The 22844-nt window shown below is 54.7% G+C and carries 23 protein-coding genes and 1 tRNA gene; 14 read left to right on the forward strand and 10 right to left on the reverse strand.

Annotation, left to right across the window (positions count from 1 at the left end; genetic code table 11):
- Window positions 1-127 precede the first annotated feature (127 nt).
- The 5 genes from cysP to cysM all read left to right on the forward strand — a co-directional run bounded on the left by cysP (window position 128) and on the right by cysM (window position 4964).
- The gene (gene cysP / locus OGV82_RS09320) at window positions 128-1144 is read left to right on the forward strand and encodes a thiosulfate/sulfate ABC transporter substrate-binding protein CysP (protein ID WP_101744326.1); all 1017 of its coding nucleotides are present in this window, start codon (window positions 128-130) and stop codon (window positions 1142-1144) included.
- A complete protein-coding gene (gene cysT, locus OGV82_RS09325; protein ID WP_012131358.1) occupies window positions 1144-1977 on the forward strand; it encodes a sulfate/thiosulfate ABC transporter permease CysT in 834 nt (277 codons plus the stop codon). The genes cysP and cysT overlap by 1 nt, the downstream gene beginning before the upstream one ends.
- Window positions 1977-2852 carry a sulfate/thiosulfate ABC transporter permease CysW gene (gene cysW, locus OGV82_RS09330; RefSeq protein WP_012131359.1) on the forward strand — a complete coding sequence of 292 codons (876 nt, stop codon included), beginning with the start codon at window positions 1977-1979 and terminating at the stop codon, window positions 2850-2852. Before cysT ends, cysW begins: the two co-directional genes overlap by 1 nt.
- Complete coding sequence (cysA, locus tag OGV82_RS09335; protein ID WP_071258012.1) at window positions 2842-3939, forward strand: sulfate/thiosulfate ABC transporter ATP-binding protein CysA; 1098 nt, start codon at window positions 2842-2844, stop codon at window positions 3937-3939. The genes cysW and cysA overlap by 11 nt, the downstream gene beginning before the upstream one ends.
- A gap of 113 nt (window positions 3940-4052) precedes the next feature.
- On the forward strand, window positions 4053-4964 hold the full coding sequence (gene cysM / locus OGV82_RS09340) for a cysteine synthase CysM (RefSeq protein WP_047463959.1): 912 nt from the start codon (window positions 4053-4055) through the stop codon (window positions 4962-4964).
- A gap of 90 nt (window positions 4965-5054) precedes the next feature.
- On the opposite strand, the gene OGV82_RS09345 is transcribed toward cysM, so the two are convergent.
- Entirely contained in the window at window positions 5055-5771 is a 717-nt protein-coding gene (locus OGV82_RS09345; protein WP_012131362.1) for a type 1 glutamine amidotransferase, read from the reverse strand.
- 13 nt (window positions 5772-5784) lie between these two features.
- Window positions 5785-7077, reverse strand: a complete 1293-nt coding sequence (ptsJ, locus tag OGV82_RS09350; RefSeq protein ID WP_047462156.1) for a MocR-like B6 salvage transcription factor PtsJ — start codon at window positions 7075-7077, stop codon at window positions 5785-5787.
- Window positions 7078-7159: 82 nt separating this feature from the next.
- Between ptsJ and pdxK the strand changes: the two genes are divergently transcribed.
- Both pdxK and OGV82_RS09360 read left to right on the forward strand, forming a co-directional pair.
- The gene (pdxK, locus tag OGV82_RS09355; RefSeq protein WP_047462159.1) at window positions 7160-8026 is read left to right on the forward strand and encodes a pyridoxine/pyridoxal/pyridoxamine kinase; all 867 of its coding nucleotides are present in this window, start codon (window positions 7160-7162) and stop codon (window positions 8024-8026) included.
- Window positions 8023-8262, forward strand: a complete 240-nt coding sequence (locus tag OGV82_RS09360) for a hypothetical protein (protein ID WP_012131365.1) — start codon at window positions 8023-8025, stop codon at window positions 8260-8262. The genes pdxK and OGV82_RS09360 overlap by 4 nt, the downstream gene beginning before the upstream one ends.
- A gap of 219 nt (window positions 8263-8481) precedes the next feature.
- Here the strand turns inward: OGV82_RS09360 and crr are convergent, their stop codons facing one another.
- From crr to cysZ, 5 genes are all read right to left on the reverse strand, one after another.
- Entirely contained in the window at window positions 8482-8991 is a 510-nt protein-coding gene (gene crr, locus OGV82_RS09365) for a PTS glucose transporter subunit IIA (RefSeq protein ID WP_000522253.1), read from the reverse strand.
- Window positions 8992-9031: 40 nt separating this feature from the next.
- Window positions 9032-10759, reverse strand: a complete 1728-nt coding sequence (gene ptsI / locus OGV82_RS09370; RefSeq protein ID WP_047462162.1) for a phosphoenolpyruvate-protein phosphotransferase PtsI — start codon at window positions 10757-10759, stop codon at window positions 9032-9034.
- A 44-nt stretch (window positions 10760-10803) separates the two neighbouring features.
- Window positions 10804-11061 (reverse strand): phosphocarrier protein Hpr, encoded by a 258-nt coding sequence (gene ptsH / locus OGV82_RS09375; protein ID WP_005971891.1) that lies wholly within the window; start codon window positions 11059-11061, stop codon window positions 10804-10806.
- A 383-nt stretch (window positions 11062-11444) separates the two neighbouring features.
- Window positions 11445-12416, reverse strand: coding sequence for a cysteine synthase A (gene cysK, locus OGV82_RS09380; RefSeq protein WP_047462171.1), 972 nt, complete (start codon window positions 12414-12416; stop codon window positions 11445-11447).
- Window positions 12417-12604: 188 nt separating this feature from the next.
- Entirely contained in the window at window positions 12605-13366 is a 762-nt protein-coding gene (gene cysZ, locus OGV82_RS09385; RefSeq protein ID WP_047462174.1) for a sulfate transporter CysZ, read from the reverse strand.
- A gap of 229 nt (window positions 13367-13595) precedes the next feature.
- Here cysZ and zipA point away from each other — a divergent pair, with 229 nt between their 5' ends.
- The 3 genes from zipA (at window position 13596) to OGV82_RS09400 (ending at window position 16927) form a co-directional block, all read left to right on the forward strand.
- Complete coding sequence (gene zipA / locus OGV82_RS09390) at window positions 13596-14621, forward strand: cell division protein ZipA (RefSeq protein WP_047462177.1); 1026 nt, start codon at window positions 13596-13598, stop codon at window positions 14619-14621.
- A gap of 70 nt (window positions 14622-14691) precedes the next feature.
- Entirely contained in the window at window positions 14692-16707 is a 2016-nt protein-coding gene (gene ligA / locus OGV82_RS09395; protein ID WP_012131372.1) for an NAD-dependent DNA ligase LigA, read from the forward strand.
- A 1-nt stretch (window position 16708) separates the two neighbouring features.
- Entirely contained in the window at window positions 16709-16927 is a 219-nt protein-coding gene (locus OGV82_RS09400; RefSeq protein WP_012131373.1) for a DUF3820 family protein, read from the forward strand.
- Here OGV82_RS09400 and OGV82_RS09405 read toward each other — a convergent pair.
- On the reverse strand, window positions 16924-17922 hold the full coding sequence (locus tag OGV82_RS09405) for a bile acid:sodium symporter family protein (RefSeq protein WP_012131374.1): 999 nt from the start codon (window positions 17920-17922) through the stop codon (window positions 16924-16926). The genes OGV82_RS09400 and OGV82_RS09405 overlap by 4 nt on opposite strands.
- Window positions 17923-18011: 89 nt before the next feature.
- Between OGV82_RS09405 and OGV82_RS09410 the strand changes: the two genes are divergently transcribed.
- Entirely contained in the window at window positions 18012-18938 is a 927-nt protein-coding gene (locus OGV82_RS09410; RefSeq protein WP_012131376.1) for a LysR family transcriptional regulator, read from the forward strand.
- Here the strand turns inward: OGV82_RS09410 and OGV82_RS09415 are convergent.
- Window positions 18929-19270: a FlxA-like family protein gene (locus tag OGV82_RS09415; protein WP_024130136.1), complete on the reverse strand. Its 342-nt coding sequence runs from the start codon at window positions 19268-19270 to the stop codon at window positions 18929-18931. The two genes, OGV82_RS09410 and OGV82_RS09415, sit on opposite strands and share 10 nt — an antisense overlap.
- A gap of 235 nt (window positions 19271-19505) precedes the next feature.
- On the opposite strand from OGV82_RS09415, the gene xapA reads away from it, so the two are divergent.
- The 3 genes from xapA to OGV82_RS09430 all read left to right on the forward strand — a co-directional run bounded on the left by xapA (window position 19506) and on the right by OGV82_RS09430 (window position 22638).
- Window positions 19506-20339, forward strand: a complete 834-nt coding sequence (xapA, locus tag OGV82_RS09420) for a xanthosine phosphorylase (protein ID WP_286462712.1) — start codon at window positions 19506-19508, stop codon at window positions 20337-20339.
- A gap of 60 nt (window positions 20340-20399) precedes the next feature.
- Window positions 20400-21656 (forward strand): nucleoside permease, encoded by a 1257-nt coding sequence (locus OGV82_RS09425; RefSeq protein WP_101744327.1) that lies wholly within the window; start codon window positions 20400-20402, stop codon window positions 21654-21656.
- A gap of 97 nt (window positions 21657-21753) precedes the next feature.
- Entirely contained in the window at window positions 21754-22638 is an 885-nt protein-coding gene (locus OGV82_RS09430; protein WP_047462185.1) for a LysR family transcriptional regulator, read from the forward strand.
- Between the two features lie 128 nt (window positions 22639-22766).
- Here OGV82_RS09430 and OGV82_RS09435 read toward each other — a convergent pair.
- Window positions 22767-22842 (reverse strand) — tRNA-Lys (locus tag OGV82_RS09435).
- Between the last annotated feature and the right edge of the window lie 2 nt (window positions 22843-22844).

The following is a 22844-nucleotide window of genomic DNA, read 5'->3' on the forward strand; positions in this document are numbered from 1 at the left end:
GGGAGGGATTCTCTTATTCCCTTTTCGACTTTCAAATCATCAAACGGTATATAAAACCGTTACTCCTTTCGTACCCGTTATAAATATTATGACCATAAGAAAGTCATCAAATTTATAAGGGTGCGCAATGGCTGTTAACTTACTGAAAAAAAGATACCTGGCGCTGAGCGCGATGCTGTTGTTGGCCACGCAGGCGCAGGCAACAGAGCTGCTGAACAGCTCATACGACGTTTCTCGCGAACTGTTTGCCGCCCTTAATCCGCCGTTTGAACAGCAGTGGGCGAAAGATAACGGCGGCGATAAGCTGACCATCAAACAGTCTCACGCCGGTTCGTCAAAACAAGCGCTGGCGATCCTGCAAGGGCTGAAAGCTGACGTAGTGACCTATAACCAGGTCACGGATGTGCAGATCCTGCATGACAAAGGCAAGCTGATCCCTGCCGACTGGCAAAGCCGTTTGCCGAATAACAGTTCACCGTTCTATTCCACGATGGGATTCCTGGTGCGCAAAGGGAATCCGAAAAATATCCATGACTGGAATGACCTTGTGCGTTCCGATGTAAAACTGATTTTCCCGAACCCGAAAACCTCAGGCAACGCCCGTTACACCTATCTGGCTGCATGGGGCGCGGCGGATAAAGCTGACGGTGGCGATAAAGCCAAAACCGAGCAGTTTATGACCCAGTTCCTGAAGAACGTCGAAGTGTTTGACACCGGCGGTCGCGGCGCGACCACCACCTTTGCGGAACGCGGCCTGGGCGATGTGCTGATTAGCTTTGAATCGGAAGTGAATAACATCCGTAAACAGTATGAAGCGCAGGGATTTGAAGTCGTTATCCCGAAAACCAATATTCTGGCCGAATTCCCGGTGGCATGGGTGGATAAAAACGTACAGGCCAACGGTACTGAAAAAGCGGCGAAGGCTTACCTGAACTGGCTCTACAGCCCGCAGGCGCAGACCATCATCACCGACTTCTACTACCGCGTGAATAACCCGGAAGTGATGGACAAACTGAAAGATAAATTCCCGCAGACCGAACTGTTCCGCGTGGAAGATAAGTTTGGCTCCTGGCCGGAAGTGATGAAAACCCACTTCGGCAGTGGCGGCGAGCTGGACAAACTGTTGGCGGCGGGGCGTAAGTAATGTTCGCAGTATCGACAAGACGTGTGCTGCCCGGCTTTACCTTAAGCCTCGGAACCAGCCTGTTGTTCGTCTGCCTGATATTGCTGCTTCCGTTGAGCGCGCTGGTGATGCAGCTGGCGCAAATGAGCTGGGCGCAATACTGGGAGGTTATCACCAACCCGCAGGTGGTGGCGGCCTACAAAGTCACGCTGTTGTCGGCGTTTGTGGCATCAATCTTCAACGGCGTATTTGGCCTGTTGATGGCGTGGATCTTAACCCGCTATCGCTTTCCGGGACGTACGCTGCTGGATGCGCTGATGGATCTGCCGTTTGCCCTGCCGACGGCGGTGGCGGGTCTGACGCTGGCGTCATTGTTTTCCGTGAACGGTTTTTACGGCGAATGGCTGGCGAAGTTTGATATCAAAGTGACTTACACCTGGCTTGGCATCGCGGTAGCGATGGCTTTTACCAGCATCCCGTTTGTGGTGCGCACGGTGCAGCCGGTACTGGAAGAGTTAGGCCCGGAATATGAAGAAGCGGCGGAAACGCTCGGCGCAACGCGCCTGCAAAGTTTCCGCAAAGTGGTGTTGCCGGAGCTGTCTCCTGCGCTGGTGGCGGGTATCGCGCTCTCGTTTACCCGAAGCCTCGGCGAGTTCGGCGCGGTGATTTTTATTGCCGGGAACATTGCGTGGAAAACTGAAGTGACCTCGCTGATGATTTTTGTTCGTTTGCAGGAGTTTGACTATCCGGCGGCCAGCGCGATTGCGTCGGTGATCCTCGCGGCGTCGCTGTTGCTGCTGTTCTCGATTAACACCCTGCAAAGTCGCTTTGGTCGACGTGTGGTAGGTCACTAATGGCGGAAGTTACCCAATTGAAGCGTTATGACGCCCCCCGCATTAACTGGGGAAAATGGTTTCTGATTGGCACCGGGATGCTGGTTTCGGCGTTTATTTTGCTGGTGCCGATGATTTATATCTTCGTACAGGCCTTCAGCAAAGGGCTGATGCCGGTCTTACAGAACCTGGCCGACCCGGACATGCTGCACGCGATCTGGCTGACGGTGTTGATTGCGCTGATTGCCGTACCGGTAAACCTGGTGTTTGGCGTTCTGCTGGCGTGGCTGGTGACGCGCTTTAATTTTCCCGGTCGCCAGCTGCTGCTGACGCTGCTGGATATTCCGTTTGCCGTCTCGCCGGTGGTGGCCGGTCTGGTCTACCTGCTGTTTTACGGCTCGAACGGCCCGCTGGGCGACTGGCTGGATGAGCACAACCTGCAAATTATGTTCGCTTGGCCGGGAATGGTGCTGGTCACTATTTTCGTCACCTGTCCGTTTGTGGTGCGTGAACTGGTGCCGGTTATGCTGAGCCAGGGCAGCCAGGAAGATGAAGCGGCGATTCTGCTTGGCGCTTCCGGCTGGCAGATGTTCCGTCGCGTTACGTTGCCTAATATTCGCTGGGCGCTGCTGTACGGCGTGGTGCTGACCAACGCGCGCGCCATTGGCGAGTTCGGCGCGGTGTCGGTGGTTTCCGGCTCGATTCGCGGCGAAACCCTGTCGCTGCCGTTACAGATTGAATTACTGGAGCAGGACTACAACACCGTCGGCTCCTTTACCGCCGCCGCGCTGCTGACGCTGATGGCGATTATTACCCTGTTTTTGAAGAGTATGTTGCAATGGCGCCTGGAAAATCAGGAGAAACGCGCGCAACAGGAGGAAAATCATGAGCATTGAGATTGCCAATATTAAGAAGTCTTTTGGTCGCACCCAGGTGCTGAACGATATCTCGCTGGATATTCCTTCAGGTCAGATGGTTGCCTTGCTGGGGCCGTCCGGTTCCGGTAAAACCACGCTGCTGCGTATTATTGCCGGGCTGGAGCATCAGACCAGCGGGCATATTCGTTTTCACGGTACAGACGTAAGCCGTCTGCACGCGCGCGATCGTAAAGTCGGCTTTGTTTTTCAGCACTATGCGCTGTTTCGTCATATGACGGTGTTCGACAATATCGCCTTTGGCCTGACGGTGCTGCCGCGTCGCGAACGTCCGAATGCGGCGGCCATTAAAGCGAAAGTGACGAAACTGCTGGAAATGGTGCAACTGGCCCATCTGGCGGAGCGTTTTCCGGCACAGCTTTCCGGCGGGCAGAAACAGCGCGTGGCGCTGGCGCGCGCGTTAGCGGTTGAGCCGCAGATCCTGCTGCTGGATGAACCGTTTGGCGCGCTTGATGCGCAGGTGCGTAAAGAGCTGCGCCGCTGGCTGCGTCAGCTGCATGAAGAGTTGAAATTCACCAGCGTGTTTGTCACCCACGATCAGGAAGAGGCTACGGAAGTGGCGGATCGCGTGGTGGTGATGAGCCAGGGCAACATTGAACAGGCCGATGCGCCGGATCAGGTGTGGCGTGAACCCGCCACCCGCTTTGTGCTGGAGTTTATGGGCGAAGTGAACCGTTTGCAGGGGACTGTTCGCGGCGGTCAGTTTCACGTTGGCGCGCATCGCTGGCCGCTGGGGTATACGCCAGCGTACCAGGGAGCGGTCGATCTGTTCCTGCGTCCGTGGGAGGTGGATGTCAGCCGCCGCACCAGTCTGGATTCCCCGCTGCCGGTACAGGTGCTGGAGGCCAGTCCGAAAGGTCACTACACCCAATTAGTCGTGCAGCCTCTGGGGTGGTATAACGAACCGCTGACGGTGGTGATGCAGGGGGATAATCCCCCACAGCGCGGCGAGCGGCTGTTTGTCGGGCTGCAAAATGCGCGGTTGTACAACGGCAACCAGCGCATTGAGACGCGCGAAGAGGAGCTTGCTCTGGCAGAATCGGCCTGATAGGTTAATATCACGTAGTTTTGCCGGGTGGCGCTGCGCTGACCCGGCCTACAAATATGATCTGCGTAGGCCCGGTAAGCGAAGCGCCACCGGGCTTTTTACTGGACAGAGAAGTGAACACATTAGAACAAACAATTGGCAATACGCCTCTGGTGAAATTGCAGCGGATGGCGCCGGATAACGGCAGTGAAATTTGGGTCAAGCTGGAAGGCAATAACCCTGCCGGGTCAGTGAAAGACCGGGCGGCGCTGTCGATGATCGTCCAGGCGGAAAAACGCGGGGAAATTAAGCCCGGCGATGTGCTGATTGAAGCGACCAGCGGCAATACCGGTATTGCGCTGGCGATGATTGCCGCACTGAAAGGCTATCGCATGAAACTGCTGATGCCGGACAACATGAGCCAGGAGCGCCGCGCGGCGATGCGCGCCTATGGCGCGGATCTGATTCTGGTGTCTAAAGAGCAAGGGATGGAAGGCGCGCGCGATTTGGCGCTGGAAATGGCCGAACGCGGCGAAGGTAAGCTGCTCGACCAGTTTAACAATCCCGACAACCCTTACGCGCACTACACCACGACCGGGCCGGAAATCTGGCAGCAAACCTCAGGTCGCATCACCCACTTTGTCTCTAGTATGGGAACAACCGGTACGATTACCGGTGTGTCGCGCTTCCTGCGCGAACAGGAAAAATCGGTAACGATTGTTGGCCTGCAACCGGAAGAGGGCAGCAGCATTCCGGGGATTCGTCGCTGGCCCGCAGAATATATGCCGGGTATTTTTAATGCTCAGCTTGTGGATCAGGTGCTGGATATTCACCAGAGCGAGGCGGAAAACACCATGCGCGAACTGGCGGTACGCGAAGGTATTTTCTGCGGCGTGAGTTCCGGCGGCGCGGTTGCCGGTGCGTTACGCGTTGCCCGCGCGACGCCGGGGGCCGTGGTGGTGGCGATCATCTGCGATCGCGGCGATCGCTATCTTTCTACCGGCGTCTTTGGCGAAGAACACTTCAGCCAGGGGGCAGGGATTTAGCCTGTCGGCCTGATAAGCGTAGCGCCATCCGGCAACCGTAAAGTATGATCGCCGGATGATGACGCAAAGCGTCTCATCCGGCCTGCAACGTCAAGCGTTACGTTTCTCCACCAGCAGGTCGAGGAAGCGCCACAGTTTCTCGTTCATCTCCTGATAATTCCACTCGCGCATTTCGGCGTTCGAGCGAATAAAGCGCTTCCCTTTTGCCGCAGCCAGTTCCTGTTCTGAATGCTGGATCAGCCCTTCTACCGCCTCGGCGGTAAACTCCATATGGCACTGAAAACCGTAGACGGCGTTACCGTATTGCACGATCTGGCGCGGACATCCTTCGCTTGTCGCGAGAACGACCGACTGATCGGTTAACCCTGGCATATCGTTGTGCCAGTGCCCGACCACAAGCGGAGAGCCGAAATGAGCGAGTAGCGGATTCTGTTTCCCGGCTTCCGTTAGCGTAATCGGGTAGTGGCCGATTTCCTTTTCCGGGCTCTGGCGTACTTTTGCACCCAGCGCCTCACCAATCAACTGGGAACCAAGACAGATGCCGATCACAATACGACGCGCAGAGATCGCCTGATTAATAAGCCGCTGCTCCGCTAAAGAGTCAAAATACGGGCACTCTTCGAGCGTAGTACGCGGTGACTGCGGGCCGCCAAACACCACCAGCATATCGAAACCATCCGCATTGGCGGGGACAGGTTCACCGGCATACACGCGGGACCAGGAGAGGGGGTAACCGCGATCCTCAGCCCATTGCAGATAGGCTCCGGCAGATTCGAAAGACTCATGAACGACAAAATGAACTCGCACTTTTTCTCTCCTGTTAACGTTTTAACGCCTGATGGATATCAGCCGCCAGTTTGTTGATATCGCCGTCGCCCAGCGTCGACAGCGTAATGCGCAGACCGTGGGCGGGCGCGTTGACGCCAAATGCTTCGCCTTCCCGTACCAGCCAGCCCGCTTTCGCCAGCATAAACGCGATGCTCTGGCTGTGGCTTTTCAACGGCAACCACGCATTCAGCCCATCGCCAGGGGCGTGTGTAAGCCCGGTTCGCTGGAGCGCGCAGGCCAGCTTCTGCTGCTGCGAAGCATAAAATTGCCGGGTCTGCGCCAGCGTTCGCTGATAGTTTTTGTCACTCAGACAGGCATGCACTAAATCTTGCAACAGATGACTGACCCACTGACTGCCGGAATTAAGGCGCAGGCGCAGTCTGGCTGAGGTGGCGGGATCGCTGGCGATAATGGCGAGACGCAGATCCGGCCCCAGCGTCTTTGACATCGAGCGAACCACTGACCAGTGTAGCGTCTCCGGGGCGATCACCGGGTGCCAGAGAGATGAAGAGAGCAGGGCAAAGTGGTCGTCGATAATAACCAGCGCTTGCGGGTATTTTGCCACAATGTTCTGTAGCGCGGCGGCGCGGGAGGCGCTTAAACTGCACCCCGTAGGATTGTGGGCGCGCGGGGTTAAAATGACGGCGCGGGCGCCATTTTTCAGCGCCTGTTCCAGCATCTCAGGCTGCATACCTTCGCTATCGACGCCGACGGGGATGGCGGAAAACCCGGCGTAGCGCAGCATACTGATGCTGCTTAAAAAGCAGGGATCTTCCACCGCCACGCTGTCACCCGGCAGTAAATGGGCGCACAGCAGACGCTCGATGGCGTCAATCGCCCCACTGGTGATATCAATCTCGCCTTCGTCAGGTACGGCATCCTGCATCCACTGCTTCGCCCACGCGTGAAGGGCGGGAGAAACGGCCGCATCGCCGTAAAGACGCGGTGACTTATTTATTGTTGAAAAATAACTGCTGAGATCGGGCAGCCGTTGGGGATCGGGATTGCCGCCGGAAAGATCGGTCAGCGGCGTATCGGGACTGCTTCCTTCCAGCGCGAGCGGAAAAGGCGCACCTTTAATGACCGTACCGTTACGTCCCTGGCTCAGGGCCAGGCCGGATGTCACCAGCCGTTTGTAAGCCGCCGCGACAGTATTGCGGTTCACGTTTAATTCCGATGCTAGTTCCCGCACCGGCGGCAGCGTTTCCCCTGGCGCCAGTGCGCCGGTGGTGACATGCTGACGAATACTGTCAAAGATTTCGCTGGCGGTTTTTCCGTCGATCATTATTGACCTATGACAAAATGAATTTTAGCATATGACGATAATAGTGAGGCGTTAGCCCGCTGTCCAGTGAGAGGAGAGGTAAATGGGGCAGGATAGTGAAATACAGTCAGTGCTCTTCGACGATAAGCATCGGGCTTTACAGACCGACATTGTCGCCGTTCAGTCACAGGTGGTGTATGGCAGCGTAGGCAACAGTATTGCCGTACCGGCGATTAAAGCGCAGGGCTTGCGGGTGACGGCGGTACCCACGGTGCTGTTCAGCAATACGCCGCATTATGAAACGTTTTACGGCGGCATTATTCCTGCCGACTGGTTCAGCGGTTATCTCCAGGCCTTAAATGAGCGGGATGCGCTGCGTGAGCTTAAAGCGGTCACGACAGGCTATATGGGCAGTGCGGAACAAATCGTTCTGCTGGCGAAATGGCTGGAAACGGTGCGGATCGCGCATCCTGAGGTGTGTATTCTGGTCGATCCGGTGATTGGCGACACGGACAGCGGAATGTATGTGAAAGCGGAAATCCCGCAGGCGTATCGTCATTATCTGCTGCCGCTGGCGCAGGGGCTGACGCCGAATGTGTTTGAGCTGGAGATGCTCAGCGGCAAACCGTGCGGCACGCTGGATGAAGCGGTTGCGGCGGCGAAATCGCTGCTCTCCGACACGCTGAAGTGGATTGTGATCACCAGTGCGCCAGGCCAGACGGCGGATACCATCAATGTGGCGGTGGTGACGAGCGGCGGCGTGGATGTGATTGAACACCCGCGTGTGGAAACCGATTTAAAAGGAACGGGCGATCTGTTCTGCGCCGAACTGGTGAGCGGTATTGTGCAGGGGAAAGCGCTGACGGCGGCGACGCGACATGCCGCAGAGCGTGTGCTGGAGGTGATGACCTGGACGCAGCGCTGCGGGTGTGATGAGTTGATTCTGCCACCGGCAGGGGAGGCGCGATGAAGAGTTATCGGCTGGTGGTTCGCCAGCAGGGGCGTGTGGTTGGTCACTTTGAAACGAGCGGGCTTGATGCGCTGGAGGATATCTGCGTGGCGCGCGCGATGTTCGGCATTGCGGGCGGCTATCAGTGCGAATTGCTGGTGTCGGACTCGGAGAAGCGGATGCTGGAAAGCGGGCCGGAAGGGATGAAGATCCTGATGCGCGAGAAGTGCTATCGTCCAGTCACCTCGCTGTTGTGAGCGCGTAACTATGCCGGATGGCGGCGAAAAACGCCTTATCCGGCATGCGATATTTTGTTGTAGGCCTGATAAGCGCAGCGCCATCAGGCAAACATCGCCTTATCCGGCATACGATATTTTGTTGTAGGCCTGATAAGCGAAGCGCCATCAGGTGCGGTTTTACCGTAACCAGGATAAAAAAATGGCGCCAGTCGGCGCCATTTTTCCCTGCGGCAAGAATTACTTCTTGATGCGGATAACCGGGGTTTCACCCACAGTCACGCTACCGGACAGTTTGATCAGTTCTTTGATTTCGTCCATGTTGGAGATAACAACCGGAGTCAGGGTAGACTTGGCTTTTTCTTCCAGCAGCGGCAGATCGAACTCAATTACCGGATCGCCAACTTTAACGCGTTGACCTTCTTCAGCAATACGCTTGAAGCCTTCGCCTTTCAGTTCAACGGTGTCGATACCGAAGTGAACGAACAGCTCAATGCCGCTATCCGATTCGATAGAGAACGCATGGTTGGTTTCAAAGATTTTGCCGATGGTGCCGTCTACTGGCGCGACCATTTTGTTACCGGTTGGTTTGATAGCAATGCCATCGCCAACGATTTTCTCGGCAAAAACTACATCCGGCACGTCTTCGATGTTGACGATCTCGCCAGAGAGCGGAGCAACAATCTCAATAGTTCCGGTGTCTTTCTTATCATCAGAAACCAGAGATTTTAGTTTATCGAACAAACCCATGATCTTCTCCTAAGCAGTAAATTGGGCCGCATCTCGTGGATTAGCAGATTGTTTTTTCTTCAATGAACTTGTTAACCAGCGTCATTAACTCGTCCGTTGTCGGTTGAGCAAGAGCCTGCTCTGCTAACACCTTCGCATCTTCGAAGTTCGTGTTACGGATAATCTTCTTAATGCGCGGGATAGAAATGGCGCTCATAGAGAATTCGTCCAGACCCATCCCCAGCAACAGAAGTGTAGCACGTTCGTCGCCTGCAAGCTCACCACACATGCCAGTCCATTTACCTTCAGCATGAGAAGCATCAATAACTTGCTTGATCAAGTTCAGCACGGACGGTGACATTGGCTGGTAAAGATGTGAAATCATATCATTACCACGGTCAACTGCCAGGGTGTACTGCGTTAAATCATTGGTGCCGATACTAAAGAAATCAACTTCTTTGGCTAAATGACGAGCAATGGTTGCCGCTGCCGGTGTTTCCACCATCACGCCAATCTCAATGCTTTCATCAAATGCTTTACCTTCGTCGCGCAGTTCCTGTTTGTAGATTTCAATCTCTTTGCGCAGCGCGCGAACTTCTTCAACAGAGATGATCATCGGGAACATGATGCGCAGTTTACCGAACGCAGAGGCGCGCAGAATGGCGCGAACCTGGTCACGCAGGATCTCTTTGCGATCCATAGCGATACGTACCGCACGCCAGCCCAGGAACGGGTTCTCTTCTTTCGGGAAGTTCATGTACGGCAGTTCTTTGTCGCCGCCGATATCCATAGTACGGACGATAACCGCCTGAGAGCCGCAGGCTTCAGCGACGGCTTTGTACGCCGCAAACTGTTCTTCTTCAGTCGGCAGAGCGTCACGGTCCATGAACAGGAATTCAGTACGATACAGACCAACGCCTTCCGCGCCATTGCGCTCTGCGCCTTCAACGTCACGAACGGTACCGATGTTGGCGCAAACTTCTACCTGGTGACCGTCCAGCGTGATAGCCGGCAGATCTTTCAGTTTAGCGAGTTCCGCTTTCTCGGTTGCAACCTGCTCCTGAACGGCGCGCAGTTTTTCAATTTCTTCGTTGGTTGGGTTGACGTAAACCTGATTGTTTACGGCATCCAGAATCAGATAGTCGTCGTTTTTCACCTGAGAGGTGACGTTACCGGTGCCCACGATGGCCGGCAGTTCCAGAGAACGCGCCATGATAGAGGTGTGGGAGGTACGGCCGCCTGCGTCAGTGATGAAACCCAGCACCTTTTGCAGGTTCAGCTGTGCGGTTTCTGACGGGGTCAGGTCAGCGGCAACCAGGATGACTTCGTCCTTGATTGCGCTCAGGTCGATGATTGCCAGACCCAGGATGTTGCGCAGCAGGCGCTTACCAATGTCACGCACGTCAGCCGCACGTTCTTTCAGGTATTCATCATCCAGTTCTTCCAGGGCAGTGGCCTGACCTTCGATAACTTCATGCGCAGCTGCGTCAGCCGTCATGTTCTTATCTTTAATCAGGGCTATGATTTCCTGCTCCAGCTCCTCATCTTCGAGCAGCATGATATGCCCTTCAAAGATGGCTTCTTTTTCTTCACCGAACGTTTCACCAGCTTTCGTTTTGATCGCTTCCAGTTGCGCAGATGCCTTGGCACGACCGCTCAGAAAACGTTCAACTTCCTGATCAACCTTGTCGGCAGAAATTTTTTTCCGGTCAATGACGATTTCGTCTTCTTTCAGCAGCAGTGCTTTGCCGAAAGCGATACCCGGGGATGCTAAAATGCCTGAAATCATAACCCTACCTTACTTGTGACTGATTTTTAAAAGAACCCGGGAACTTACTCGAGTTCCGCCATCAGTTTGACCAGATGCTCTACCGCTTTTTGTTCGTCTTCGCCTTCAGCAGCGATGGTGACAACGGTGCCCTGAGTCAGGCCCAGAGTCTGTAGTTTGAACAGGCTTTTTGCGCTGGCGCTTTTGCCGTTGGAAGTCACAGTAATCTCAGAAGTGAAGCCTTTCGCTTCTTTAACAAACTGAGCAGCAGGGCGGGTGTGCAGACCGTTCGGAGCGGTAATGGTAACTTCTTGCTGGAACATTGTATTTCCCCAACTTATAGGTTTAGTGTTGTGGAACTAAAGTCTAGCCTGGCGGTTTGACTTTAGCCTGTATTGTTAGCGTCGGCGTAAACGGGACGCGACACACCAGGTGTTATGCGCAATCCGTTGCTGGCAACTGCTGGCCGCTGACGTTTCGCTCGTCATTAAACATTATGCCGTGAAAGGAAGACTTGAACCAAATCATTAAATCGATTCAGCTAGCGCTTTTCCTGTAACGATTAATTTCGGGCATCAAAATAATTAGTCTGGTTAAATACCAGACCCGGCAGGGTGAATCAATGCCAGGAGGGTTGAAAATTTGAAGCAGGCCACAAAAAAGCACCCAAAAGGGTGCTTTTTTACGCGTTTTTAACATGCTGGCATTACTGTTGCAGTTCTTTTTCAGTAAAGAGATCGGCAAACAAAGCAGTGCTCAGATAACGCTCACCCGATGACGGTAGGATAACCACAATATTCTTATTGGTAAAGGTTTCATCTTCCTGGAGCTTAAGCGCTGCCGCAACGGCCGCGCCGGAAGAGATCCCCGCCAGTATACCTTCTTCTTCCATCAGGCGACGAGCGGTGGAAATGGCTTCTTCATTTGTGATACCGACAACTTTATCAATCAGTTTCAGATCGAGGTTGCCCGGAATGAAGCCTGCGCCAATGCCCTGAATTTTGTGCGGGCCGGGCTTCAGTTCTTCACCAGCCAGCGCCTGTGCGATAACCGGAGAGTCGGTCGGTTCTACTGCTACGGTAATGAGGTCCGTTTTGCCTTTGGTGCCTTTGATGTAGCGGGTGACGCCTGTCAGCGTACCGCCGGTGCCGACGCCGGAGATAAAGACATCGACCTGACCATCGGTATCTTCCCAGATTTCCGGGCCGGTGGTTTTTTCGTGAATTTCCGGGTTAGCCGGGTTGCTGAACTGCTGAAGCAGCAGGTATTTTTCTGGATCGCTGGCGACAATCTCTTCCGCTTTCTGGATAGCGCCTTTCATGCCTTTCGCGCCTTCGGTCAGTACGAGGTTCGCTCCCAGCGCTTTGAGCAGTTTGCGACGCTCAACGCTCATGGTGTCTGGCATGGTCAGCGTCAGCTTGTAGCCACGCGCGGCAGCAACATAAGCCAGCGCGATACCGGTGTTGCCGCTGGTCGGTTCCACCAGTTCGACGCCCGGTTTCAGCACGCCGCGTTTTTCGGCATCCCAAATCATATTGGCACCGATACGGCATTTAACGCTGAAGCTCGGGTTACGTGATTCCACCTTCGCCAGAATGCGTCCGTTACCGATACGGTTCAGTCGAACCAGCGGCGTATGACCGATAGTCAGCGAGTTATCTTCAAAAATCTTACTCATGGCCTGTCCTTAACTGTATGAAATTGGGATACATGGGCTAGCATACCTGCTCAGAGAATATGCGGAAGTAAGGATTTAGCATATCTATATTCGGAAGGGAAATAATGGTTACCTGGATGGAATAAGGAGCGGCATAAGCCCCTCCTTTTTTATACAACTATTTTACAGGTTTATGGGTGTGCTGTGATTCATTTCCATAGCGCATGTCTGGAACGGTAGCAATCAACCCACATCGCCGTTGCGCCACACACGGCGACGGGCATGATCACCAGGTTAAGCACCGGGATCATGGTGAACAAACTGGTTAACGCGCCGAACTGCATATTGGCGGCTTTCTGCGTGCGCAGGGCGGTGCGCATCTCTTTGAACGGGACTTTGTGGTTGTCGAAGGGATAGTCGCAATACTGAATCGCCAGCATCCACGCGCTGAACAGGAACCACAGCACCGGGGCGACGGTTTGCCCGACTCCAGGAATAAAATAGAGAATTAACAGCACAATGGCGCGCGGCAGATACCAGATGAACTTTTGCCATTCGCGTTTCATAATGCGCGGCACATCTTTCATAATACCCAGTACGCCGGTATCTGGCGGCGTTGCGCCGGTCAGGCGCGCCTCAAGCTGTTCCGCCAGCAGCCCATTGAAAGGGGCGGCGATCCAGTTGGCAATGGTTGAAAAGAAATAGCCGAAGACCAGTAAAACCGAGATGACCGCAATGGGCCACAGCAGATAGCTTAACCACTGCAACCAGTCGGGAACGTGGCTCATCAGCGAAGGGATCCAGACGTCCAGTTGCGTAAACAGCCACCAGAATGCGCCGCCCATCAGCAAAATGTTTACCAGTAACGGCAAAATAACAAAGCGACGGATCCCCGGTTGCGTGACCAGTTTCCACCCCTGTGAGAAATAGTAAAAGCCGCTGCGAGGTGCAGTTGCGGATGATGACACCATAATCAGGACATGCTCCTTTAATAAAGCCCCGGGTAAACTTTGCGTATCTTACCGGGTTGTGACGCGTTCGCCAGTTAAGAAATGTTCGAAAAAACAGCAAAAAGCACGATTTCGTTCATCTTTATGCTGTGAAAGCCAAGAGCGCACTTGCACTTGACGTAATCGGCAAATACTCTTAGTGAGTAAATGTTTGCCGTGGTGGCAAGGTGTTAGAACAACAGAGAATATAATGATGCAGGATTTGCGTCTGATATTAATCATTGTTGGCGCGATCGCCATAATCGCTTTACTGGTACATGGTTTCTGGACCAGCCGTAAAGAACGATCTTCTATGTTCCGCGATCGTCCACTGAAACGCATGAAGTCAAAACGTGACGACGATTCTTACGACGATGACGTCGAAGAAGAGGAAGGCGTGGGTGAAGTTCGTGTTCACCGCGTGAATCATGCCCCCGGCAACGCTCAGGAGCATGATGCGCCTCGTCAGTCGCCGCAACACCAATACCAGCCGCCTTATGCGTCTGCGCAGCCTCGTCAACCGGCTCAGCAGCCGCCTGAAGCGCCAGCGCAGCCGCAGCAACGGCCGCAGTATGGGCAGCCGTCACAACCGCAACCGGCACAACAACCGGCACAGCCTGTGCAGCAGCCAGTACAGCAACAGCCGGTAGCGCCGCAGGTTCAGTCTGCGCCGCAGCAGCCTGTTCAGCCAGCGCCACAGCAACCTGCGCCTCAGCCTGCTCCGCAGACTTTCCAGCCAGCGGAACCTGTCACAGAGCCTGCGCCAGCGCCTGAACCAGTAGTGGAAGAAGCGCCCGTCGCGGAAAAACCGCAGCGTAAAGAAGCGGTCATTATTATGAACGTCGCCGCTCATCATGGCAGCGAGCTTAGCGGCGAAGTGCTGCTGAACAGCATCCAGCAAGCGGGCTTCAAATTTGGCGATATGAATATTTTCCATCGCCACCTGAGCCCGGATGGCAGCGGCCCTGCGCTGTTTAGCCTGGCCAACATGGTGAACCCGGGAACGTTTGATCCTGAAATGACCGGTGATTTCTCCACGCCGGGGGTCACTATCTTTATGCAGGTGCCTTCTTACGGCGACGAGTTGCAAAACTTTAAGCTGATGCTCCAGTCTGCGCAGCATATCGCTGATGAAGTCGGCGGCGTGGTGCTTGATGACCAGCGCCGGATGATGACGCCGCAGAAACTGCGTGAATATCAGGATCGCATTCGCGAAGTGAAAGAATCCAACGCCTGAGAAACCCAGGCGTGATCCCCCCTTTCTGAACCCCCGCCTGTCGGGGGTTTTTTATCATTGATGGTGCGATATGGAATCAATCGAACAACAACTGACAGAACTGCGAACCACGCTTCGCCATCATGAGTATCTTTACCATGTGATGGATGCGCCGGAGATCCCGGACGCTGAGTATGACCGTCTGATGCGCGAACTTCGTGAGCTGGAAGCGCAGCATCCAGATTTAATTACGCCGGACTCCCCGAGCCAACGCGTCGGAGCGGCGCCGCTGGCGGCGTTCAGCCAGATTCGCCACGAAGTGCCCATGTTGTCGCTGGACAACGTGTTTGATGAAGAGAGTTTTCTGGCGTTTAACAAGCGCGTGCAGGATCGGCTAAAAAGCGGCGATAAACTGACCTGGTGCTGCGAGCTGAAGCTGGACGGCCTGGCCGTCAGCATCCTGTATGAAAACGGCGTGCTGATCAGCGCGGCAACGCGTGGAGATGGAACGACCGGCGAGGACATCACCTCCAATGTGCGTACCATTCGCGCTATTCCGCTGAAGCTGCGTGGCGATAACATTCCGGCGCGTCTGGAGGTTCGTGGCGAAGTTTTCCTGCCGCAGGCCGGGTTTGAAAAAATTAATGAAGAGGCGCGCCGCACCGGTAATAAAGTATTTGCCAACCCGCGTAACGCTGCGGCGGGGTCGTTGCGCCAGCTTGATCCGCGTATTACCGCGAAGCGACCGCTCACTTTCTTTTGCTACGGCGTCGGCATTCTGGAAGGTGGCGAACTGCCTGATACGCATCTGGGGCGCTTGCTGCAATTTAAAGCCTGGGGGCTTCCGGTAAGCGACCGGGTGACGCTGTGCGACTCTCCCGAAGCGGTGCTGGACTTCTATCACAAAGTGGAAGAAGACCGCCCGACGCTGGGTTTTGACATTGACGGCGTGGTGATTAAAGTCAACTCGATGGCGTTGCAGGAACAGCTTGGATTCGTCGCCCGCGCGCCGCGCTGGGCGGTGGCCTTTAAGTTCCCGGCGCAGGAGCAAATGACGTTTGTACGCGATGTAGAGTTCCAGGTGGGGCGGACTGGCGCGATCACGCCCGTCGCCCGTCTCGAACCGGTGCATGTTGCGGGTGTGCTAGTCAGCAACGCCACCTTGCACAACGCGGATGAAATTGAGCGTCTTGGCCTGCGCATTGGCGACAAAGTGGTGATTCGCCGCGCGGGGGATGTGATCCCGCAGGTGGTGAACGTGGTGCTTTCCGAACGCCCGGAAGAGACGCGCCCGGTCGAGTTCCCGACGCATTGCCCGGTGTGCGGTTCTGATGTTGAGCGCGTGGAAGGCGAAGCGGTCGCTCGCTGTACCGGCGGCCTGATCTGCGGCGCGCAGCGCAAAGAGTCGCTCAAGCACTTTGTTTCCCGCCGGGCAATGGACGTTGACGGCATGGGCGATAAAATTATCGACCAGCTTGTCGAGAAAGAGTATGTCCACACCCCGGCAGATCTGTTCCGTCTGACGGCAGGCAAACTGACGGGCCTGGATCGTATGGGGCCGAAATCGGCGCAGAATGTGGTGAATGCGCTGGAAAAAGCGAAAGAGACCACCTTCGCGCGATTCCTCTATGCGCTCGGTATCCGCGAAGTGGGCGAAGCCACGGCGGCAGGGTTGGCGGCGTACTTCGGTACGTTAGAGGCGCTGGAAGCGGCCTCTATCGACGAACTGCAAAAAGTGCCGGATGTCGGCATTGTGGTCGCTACGCACGTCTTTAACTTCTTTGCTGAAGAGAGTAACCGGGACGTGATCGGGCAGTTACTGGCGGAAGGCATTCACTGGCCTGCGCCGATCGTGGTTAACGCCGACGAAATCGACAGCCCGTTTGCCGGTAAAACGATCGTCCTGACGGGCAGCCTCAGCCTGATGTCGCGAGATGATGCGAAAGCGCGCCTCGTGGCGCTGGGGGCAAAAGTGGCGGGCAGCGTATCGAAAAAAACCGATCTGGTAATTGCGGGCGAAGCGGCAGGATCTAAGCTGGCGAAAGCGCAGGAACTGGGGATTGACGTGATCGACGAAGCAGAGATGCTCCGCCTACTGGGTGTCTGACATGGAAAAAGAGCAGCTGATTGAGATAGCCAACACGGTGATGCCGTTCGGCAAGTACAAAGGGCGTCGGCTCATTGATGTGCCGGAGGAGTATTTGCTGTGGTTTGCCCGTAAGGATGAATTTCCGGCGGGAAGACTGGGCGAGCTGATGCAAATCACGCTGCTGATTAAAACCGAGGGGCTGACGCAGCTGGTGCAGCCCCTGAAACGGCCTCTTTAAGCCTTCGCGGCGCGGCCTTCTTGCTGCGCCTGCAACTTATCGGTCTGGCGTTTGTAGCGACGCGCCAGCATCGCGCAGACCATCAACTGGATCTGATGGAAGATCATCAACGGCAGCACCATCATCCCAATCACTGAGGTGGGAAACAGGATATTGGCCATCGGGATGCCGTTCGCCAGACTCTTTTTCGACCCGCAGAAGACAATGGTTATCTCATCTGCTTTGTTGAATCCGAACCTGCGGGCGGCAAACACGTTAACGCCAATGACAATCGCCAGCAGCACAAGGCTGACGACGACAATAAACAACAACGAGCCCCATCCCACTTTGTGCCAGATACCGTTAACGACGGCTTCGCTGAATGCGGAATAGACGACCAGCAGAATGGAGGTCTGGTCCGTTTTTGCAATCCACTTTTTATGACGCGCGACCCAGTTGCCAATCCACGGACGCGACAGGTGCCCCAGCACAAACGGCAGCAGCAGTTGCAGCATGATCTTGCCGACCTGTTCCAGGCTGCCTTCCGCTCCGTGGATATTCATCACCAGGCCGACGAGCAGCGGCGAAAGAAAAATCCCCAGCAGGCTGGAGGCCGATGCCGAACAGACGGCCGCAGCGACGTTTCCTCCCGCCAGAGAGGTAAAGGCGATGGCAGACTGTACGGTCGCGGGCAAAATACACAGGTACAGGAAACCGGTATACAGCATGGGATCGACATTGACGGGCGCCCACCAGGCAAATAACACCCCGAGAACCGGAAACAGGATGAAGGTGCTGCACATTACCCACAGGTGCAGCCGCCAGTGGCTGCCGCCCGCGATAATGGCTTCGCGTGAGAGTTTTGCGCCATGCATAAAAAACAGCAGCGCAATCGCGGCGGTGGTTAAGCCTTCAAAAAACGGAACGAAATCCCCTTTGGCCGGAAAAAAGGAGGCCAGCAAAACGACGGTGATAAGCGTCAGCGTGAACGGATCAAGAATACGAAAAAGTTTCATAAAAACTCCTGAAAGTCGATGCAGGTATTTTGCTTTTTTCCGTTTGAGAAATAAAATTGATTTATTGCATCTATATATGAATTTAACAGATGAATTATTCTCTGCGTCAACTTCGTATCTTCGTCACCGTTGCTCAGGCTAAAAGCTTTAGTCGGGCAGGGGACGTCATTGGTCTGAGTCAGTCTGCGGTGAGCCACAGCGTAAAAGAGCTGGAACGGCAGACGGGAGTTAAGCTGTTGGATCGCACCACGCGAGAAGTGACGCTGACGGAAGCGGGTCAGCAGCTGGCGGGGCGTCTGGAGCGTGTTCTCGATGAACTGCACAGTACTCTGCGGGAAGCCGGAAGAGTGGGGACGCAGTTAACCGGCACCGTGCGCGTGGCGGCCAGCCAGACGATTTCCGCGCATCTTATCCCGCAGTGCATCGCGCAGAGTAACCAGCTGTACCCGGAAATTGATTTTGTACTGCACGATCGTCCCCAGCAGTGGGTGCTGGAGAGCATTCGTCAGGGGGATGTGGATTTTGGCATTGTCATCGATCCCGGGGCTGTTTCGGATTTGCAATGTGAAGCCGTGCTGTCGGAACCCTTTTTGCTGTTGTGTCGCCAGGATAGCCCGTTAGCGCAGCGGGAGTGGGTTAACTGGCAGGATCTTAAACATGAGCGGTTGGTATTGCAGGATTACGCCTCCGGTAGCCGCCCGTTGATTGACGCGGCTTTCGCGCATTTTGCCATTGATGCCACGATCGTGCAGGAGATTGGGCATCCCGCAACGCTGTTTCCGATGGTGGAGGCGGGGATTGGCATCAGCGTGTTGCCCGCGCTGGCGTTGCCGCTGCCTCAGGGAAGTCATTTGCAGGTGAAACGGCTGACGCCCGTCGTCGAAAGGCAGTTGATGCTGGCGAGACGCAAGAACCGGTCGCTCTCTACGGCGGCTCAGGCGCTGTGGGACGTCGTGCGCATGCAGGCCAGTGAACTTACCGCTGGCCGTGCACGCGATCCGTTGTATCAGATATAAACATCAATTTGGTGATCGTCGGAAGGCGCGTTGACACCTTCGGCCCTGAGTTGTTTCTGCTCCTGCTTCTGCTGCGTTTCTTCTGCCTGCTGGCGCTGTAATTGCGCCAGCTGCGCCTGCAACATTTTAATTTGCGTCTGTATCAGTTCCTGCTGCTTTTGTTTCTCTTCTGTGCTGCCACTGCCGTCAGCAACCTCTTTGAGCTGCTGTGTAAGCTTTGTAATTTGCTGCGTGATGCGTGAGATTTGCGCAGACAGATCGTTACCGGTAGCGGCTTTGCTGCCCGTGCTGCCGCTCTGAACGGCGGAGACTGAAGTGTTGATCGTCGTCATTACCATTTCCTCTTGCCTTAAAACATTAATATCGGCAGAGGTGAACAGACCTTCAGCAGTCCCTGCCATTTCTGGTGGGCAAATCAGGCAAAGTCTGACCATTTTATTTTACGTATCAATATACATTTTATATCGATCGTCCGGGAAAACGGTATTGGTAATCGGTTGGTTACTCTCGTTATAACAACGACGTACCCAACGTATTTATCGATTATTCCGTTTTTAAGGACCTCTTATGACCCACACCCTTTTTTCGCAGAATCCCTGGTACAGCGCTGACATCATTCGCGCGCACAAGCCTGATTTTACCCCGCGTGTTGCTTTCATTCTTGGCTCCGGTCTGGGGGCGCTGGCGGAGCAAATTGAAGACGCGGTGGCGATTTCTTATGCGCGTTTGCCTGGTTTTCCGGTCAGTACCGTTCACGGGCATGCGGGGGAACTGGTGCTGGGGAATCTGGCTGGAGTCCCGGTGGCATGTATGAAAGGCCGTGGGCACTTTTACGAAGGTCGCGACATGACGATCATGACTGACGCGATCCGTACCCTGAAACTGCTGGGCTGTGAATTGCTGTTTTGCACTAACGCCGCCGGCTCTCTGCGCCCGGAAGTCGGGCCAGGCAGCCTGGTCGCGTTGAGCGATCATATCAATACGATGCCGGGCACGCCGATGGTGGGAATGAACGACGAACGTTTTGGCGATCGCTTCTTCTCGCTGGCCAATGCCTACGATGCGGATTACCGCGCCATTCTCCAGCGCGTTGCTGGGGAAGAGGGTTTCACGCTTCACGAAGGGGTGTTTGTCTCTTATCCGGGGCCGAACTTTGAGACGGCGGCGGAAATTCGCATGATGCAGATCATCGGTGGCGACGTGGTGGGAATGTCGGTCGTCCCGGAGGTGATTAGCGCGCGCCATTGCGGACTAAAGGTGGTGGCCGTATCCGCGATCACCAATCTGGCGGAAGGACTGGGTGATGTGAAACTGTCCCATGCGCAAACGCTGGCGGCGGCTGAGCTTTCCCGGCAGAACTTCATCAATCTGATTTGCGGCTTCTTACGCCAACTGGCTTAAAACACAAAATAATAATGGCCCTGCTTGCAGGGCCGTACTTTACGGCAAGGAACGAAAAAAATGGGTATTACGTCCCGCTTAAAAGTCATGTCGTTTTTACAATATTTTATCTGGGGAAGCTGGCTGGTGACCCTGGGTTCTTACATGATTAACACCTTACATTTTACTGGCGCTAACGTTGGAATGATTTACAGCTCAAAAGGGCTGGCGGCGATTATTATGCCGGGCATTATGGGGATCGTCGCCGATAAATGGCTGCGTGCCGAGCGTGCATATATGCTCTGCCATCTGGTGTGCGCCGGCGCGTTGTTGTATGCCACGACCGTGACCGACCCGGATGCGATGTTCTGGATAATGTTAATTAATGCAATGGCCTATATGCCGACTATTGCCTTATCCAACAGCGTTTCTTACGCCTGCCTGACGCAGTCCGGCCAGGACCCGGTTACTGCATTCCCGCCCGTTCGCGTCTTTGGCACCGTGGGCTTTATTATCGCTATGTGGATGGTCAGCCTGATGGGGCTGGAGCTAAGCAGCGCGCAGCTGTACATTGCCGCTGGCGCTTCGCTGTTACTGGCGCTGTATGCCTTTACGCTACCGAAAATTCCGGTGGCGAAGAAGAATACGTCCGCCACGCTTGCCAGCAAACTGGGGCTGGATGCGTTTGTCTTATTCAAAAATCCGCGAATGGCGATTTTCTTTTTGTTTGCGATGATGTTAGGGGCTGTGCTGCAAATTACGAATGTTTTCGGTAATCCCTTCCTGCACGATTTTGCCCGCAATCCGGCGTTTGCCGACAGCGTTGTGGTGAAATATCCCTCCATCCTGCTGTCTGTTTCCCAAATGGCTGAAGTGGGTTTCATTCTGACTATCCCGTTCTTTCTGAAACGCTTTGGCATTAAAACCGTGATGCTGATGAGTATGCTGGCATGGACGCTGCGCTTTGGCTTTTTTGCGTTTGGCGATCCATCCCCGTTTGGCGTTGTGCTGCTGCTGATGTCGATGATTGTTTACGGTTGCGCTTTCGACTTTTTCAATATTTCAGGATCGGTATTTGTTGAGCAGGAAGTCAGTTCGACGATCCGCGCCAGTGCGCAGGGGCTGTTTATGACTATGGTCAATGGCGTAGGTGCCTGGGTCGGGTCAATTTTGAGTGGTATCGCCGTGGACTACTTCTCGGTGGAAGGCGTGAAAGACTGGCAGACCATCTGGCTGGTATTCGCCGCTTATGCGCTGGCGCTGGCAGTGATTTTTGCGCTGTTTTTCAAATATAAACATGAGCCAGAAAAATGGCTGGCGAAACCACTGGCGCACTAACGGCTGAAACGGCGGGGCGCCTGCCCGCCGTTTCAACGTCCCTGAGACAAATGTGCTAACGTTGCGCATTATTCCTTATCTGTGGAGCGCAATAATCATGGAACGCGTACATCGTATAGATCTTAAATTATTGCGCTATTTTCTCGCTGTTGCTGAGGAGCTGCATTTTGGCCGGGCGGCGGCGCGTCTGAATATGTCTCAGCCTCCTCTGAGTCTTCATGTCAAAGAGCTGGAAAATCAGCTCGGCACGCCGTTGTTTGTTCGCCATTCCCGCAGCGTGGCGTTAACGCATGCGGGGAAAATTCTCATGGAAGAGTCGCGGCGTTTGTTGTTCAGCGCGAATCAGGCATTTGCGCGCGTGGAACAGATCGGACGCGGTGAGGCAGGGCGCATTGAACTGGGCGTTGTGGGCACGGCGATGTGGGGGAAAATGCGTCCTGTGATGCGCCGTTTTTTGAAAGAGAACCCCAATGTCGAGGTGTTATTTCGCGAAAAAATGCCTGCGATGCAGATGGCGTTACTGGAGCGACGCGAGCTGGATGCTGGCATCTGGAGAATGGCGATCGAACCGACGGAGGGATTTACCAGCCTGCGCTTACATGAATCCGCATTTCTGGTGGCGATGCCGGAAGATCACCCTCTGGCTTGCTGCCCGGCGATCCCTCTTGATGCGTTACGCAACGAATATTTCGTCACCATGCCTTCGATTCATACCGACTGGGCATTTTTGCAACGTGTTTGTCAGAAGGCCGGATTTACGCCGATGATAGTGCGTGAAGTTATGGAGCCGCAAACGGTGCTGGCGATGATCAGCATGGGGATTGGCATTACGTTAATCGCGGACAGTTATGCGCAGATGAACTGGCCGGGCGTGGTGTTTCGCCCTCTGGAAGAACGTATTCCGGCAGATTTGTATATTGTTTACGAGCCGCAGCAGGCAACACCGGCATTAACGAAGTTGATTGATGCGCTGATTCGTTGAGCATTGCCGGATGGCGGCGCAAGCGCCTTATCCGGCCTACAAGACCCGTAGGCCTGATAAGCGAAGCGTCATCAGGCATATAAATATTGCGCATAGCAAAAAGGCACCTTTAGGGTGCCTTTTTACACTGGTGGGTCGTGCAGGATTCGAACCTGCGACCAATTGATTAAAAGTCAACTGCTCTACCAACTGAGCTAACGACCCGA

Source organism: Citrobacter sp. CK191, assembly GCF_030333435.1.
Classification (GTDB): Bacteria; Pseudomonadota; Gammaproteobacteria; order Enterobacterales; family Enterobacteriaceae; genus Citrobacter_B; species Citrobacter_B koseri.

What these genes read in the sequence shown, in the direction of transcription:
- cysT (WP_012131358.1), top strand. Translation starts at nt 1,144, where the DNA reads ATGTTCGCAGTATCGACAAGACGTGTGCTGCCCGGCTTTACCTTAAGC.
- crr (WP_000522253.1), bottom strand. Translation starts at nt 8,991, where the DNA reads ATGGGTTTGTTCGATAAACTAAAATCTCTGGTTTCTGATGATAAGAAA.
- OGV82_RS09430 (WP_047462185.1), top strand. Translation starts at nt 21,754, where the DNA reads ATGGAACGCGTACATCGTATAGATCTTAAATTATTGCGCTATTTTCTC.
- OGV82_RS09400 (WP_012131373.1), top strand. Translation starts at nt 16,709, where the DNA reads ATGGAAAAAGAGCAGCTGATTGAGATAGCCAACACGGTGATGCCGTTC.
- xapA (WP_286462712.1), top strand. Translation starts at nt 19,506, where the DNA reads ATGACCCACACCCTTTTTTCGCAGAATCCCTGGTACAGCGCTGACATC.
- OGV82_RS09425 (WP_101744327.1), top strand. Translation starts at nt 20,400, where the DNA reads ATGGGTATTACGTCCCGCTTAAAAGTCATGTCGTTTTTACAATATTTT.
- OGV82_RS09410 (WP_012131376.1), top strand. Translation starts at nt 18,012, where the DNA reads ATGAATTATTCTCTGCGTCAACTTCGTATCTTCGTCACCGTTGCTCAG.
- cysP (WP_101744326.1), top strand. Translation starts at nt 128, where the DNA reads ATGGCTGTTAACTTACTGAAAAAAAGATACCTGGCGCTGAGCGCGATG.
- ptsJ (WP_047462156.1), bottom strand. Translation starts at nt 7,077, where the DNA reads ATGATCGACGGAAAAACCGCCAGCGAAATCTTTGACAGTATTCGTCAG.
- pdxK (WP_047462159.1), top strand. Translation starts at nt 7,160, where the DNA reads ATGGGGCAGGATAGTGAAATACAGTCAGTGCTCTTCGACGATAAGCAT.
- OGV82_RS09360 (WP_012131365.1), top strand. Translation starts at nt 8,023, where the DNA reads ATGAAGAGTTATCGGCTGGTGGTTCGCCAGCAGGGGCGTGTGGTTGGT.
- ptsH (WP_005971891.1), bottom strand. Translation starts at nt 11,061, where the DNA reads ATGTTCCAGCAAGAAGTTACCATTACCGCTCCGAACGGTCTGCACACC.
- cysA (WP_071258012.1), top strand. Translation starts at nt 2,842, where the DNA reads ATGAGCATTGAGATTGCCAATATTAAGAAGTCTTTTGGTCGCACCCAG.
- zipA (WP_047462177.1), top strand. Translation starts at nt 13,596, where the DNA reads ATGATGCAGGATTTGCGTCTGATATTAATCATTGTTGGCGCGATCGCC.
- cysZ (WP_047462174.1), bottom strand. Translation starts at nt 13,366, where the DNA reads ATGGTGTCATCATCCGCAACTGCACCTCGCAGCGGCTTTTACTATTTC.
- OGV82_RS09405 (WP_012131374.1), bottom strand. Translation starts at nt 17,922, where the DNA reads ATGAAACTTTTTCGTATTCTTGATCCGTTCACGCTGACGCTTATCACC.
- OGV82_RS09415 (WP_024130136.1), bottom strand. Translation starts at nt 19,270, where the DNA reads ATGACGACGATCAACACTTCAGTCTCCGCCGTTCAGAGCGGCAGCACG.
- ligA (WP_012131372.1), top strand. Translation starts at nt 14,692, where the DNA reads ATGGAATCAATCGAACAACAACTGACAGAACTGCGAACCACGCTTCGC.
- cysW (WP_012131359.1), top strand. Translation starts at nt 1,977, where the DNA reads ATGGCGGAAGTTACCCAATTGAAGCGTTATGACGCCCCCCGCATTAAC.
- cysK (WP_047462171.1), bottom strand. Translation starts at nt 12,416, where the DNA reads ATGAGTAAGATTTTTGAAGATAACTCGCTGACTATCGGTCATACGCCG.
- ptsI (WP_047462162.1), bottom strand. Translation starts at nt 10,759, where the DNA reads ATGATTTCAGGCATTTTAGCATCCCCGGGTATCGCTTTCGGCAAAGCA.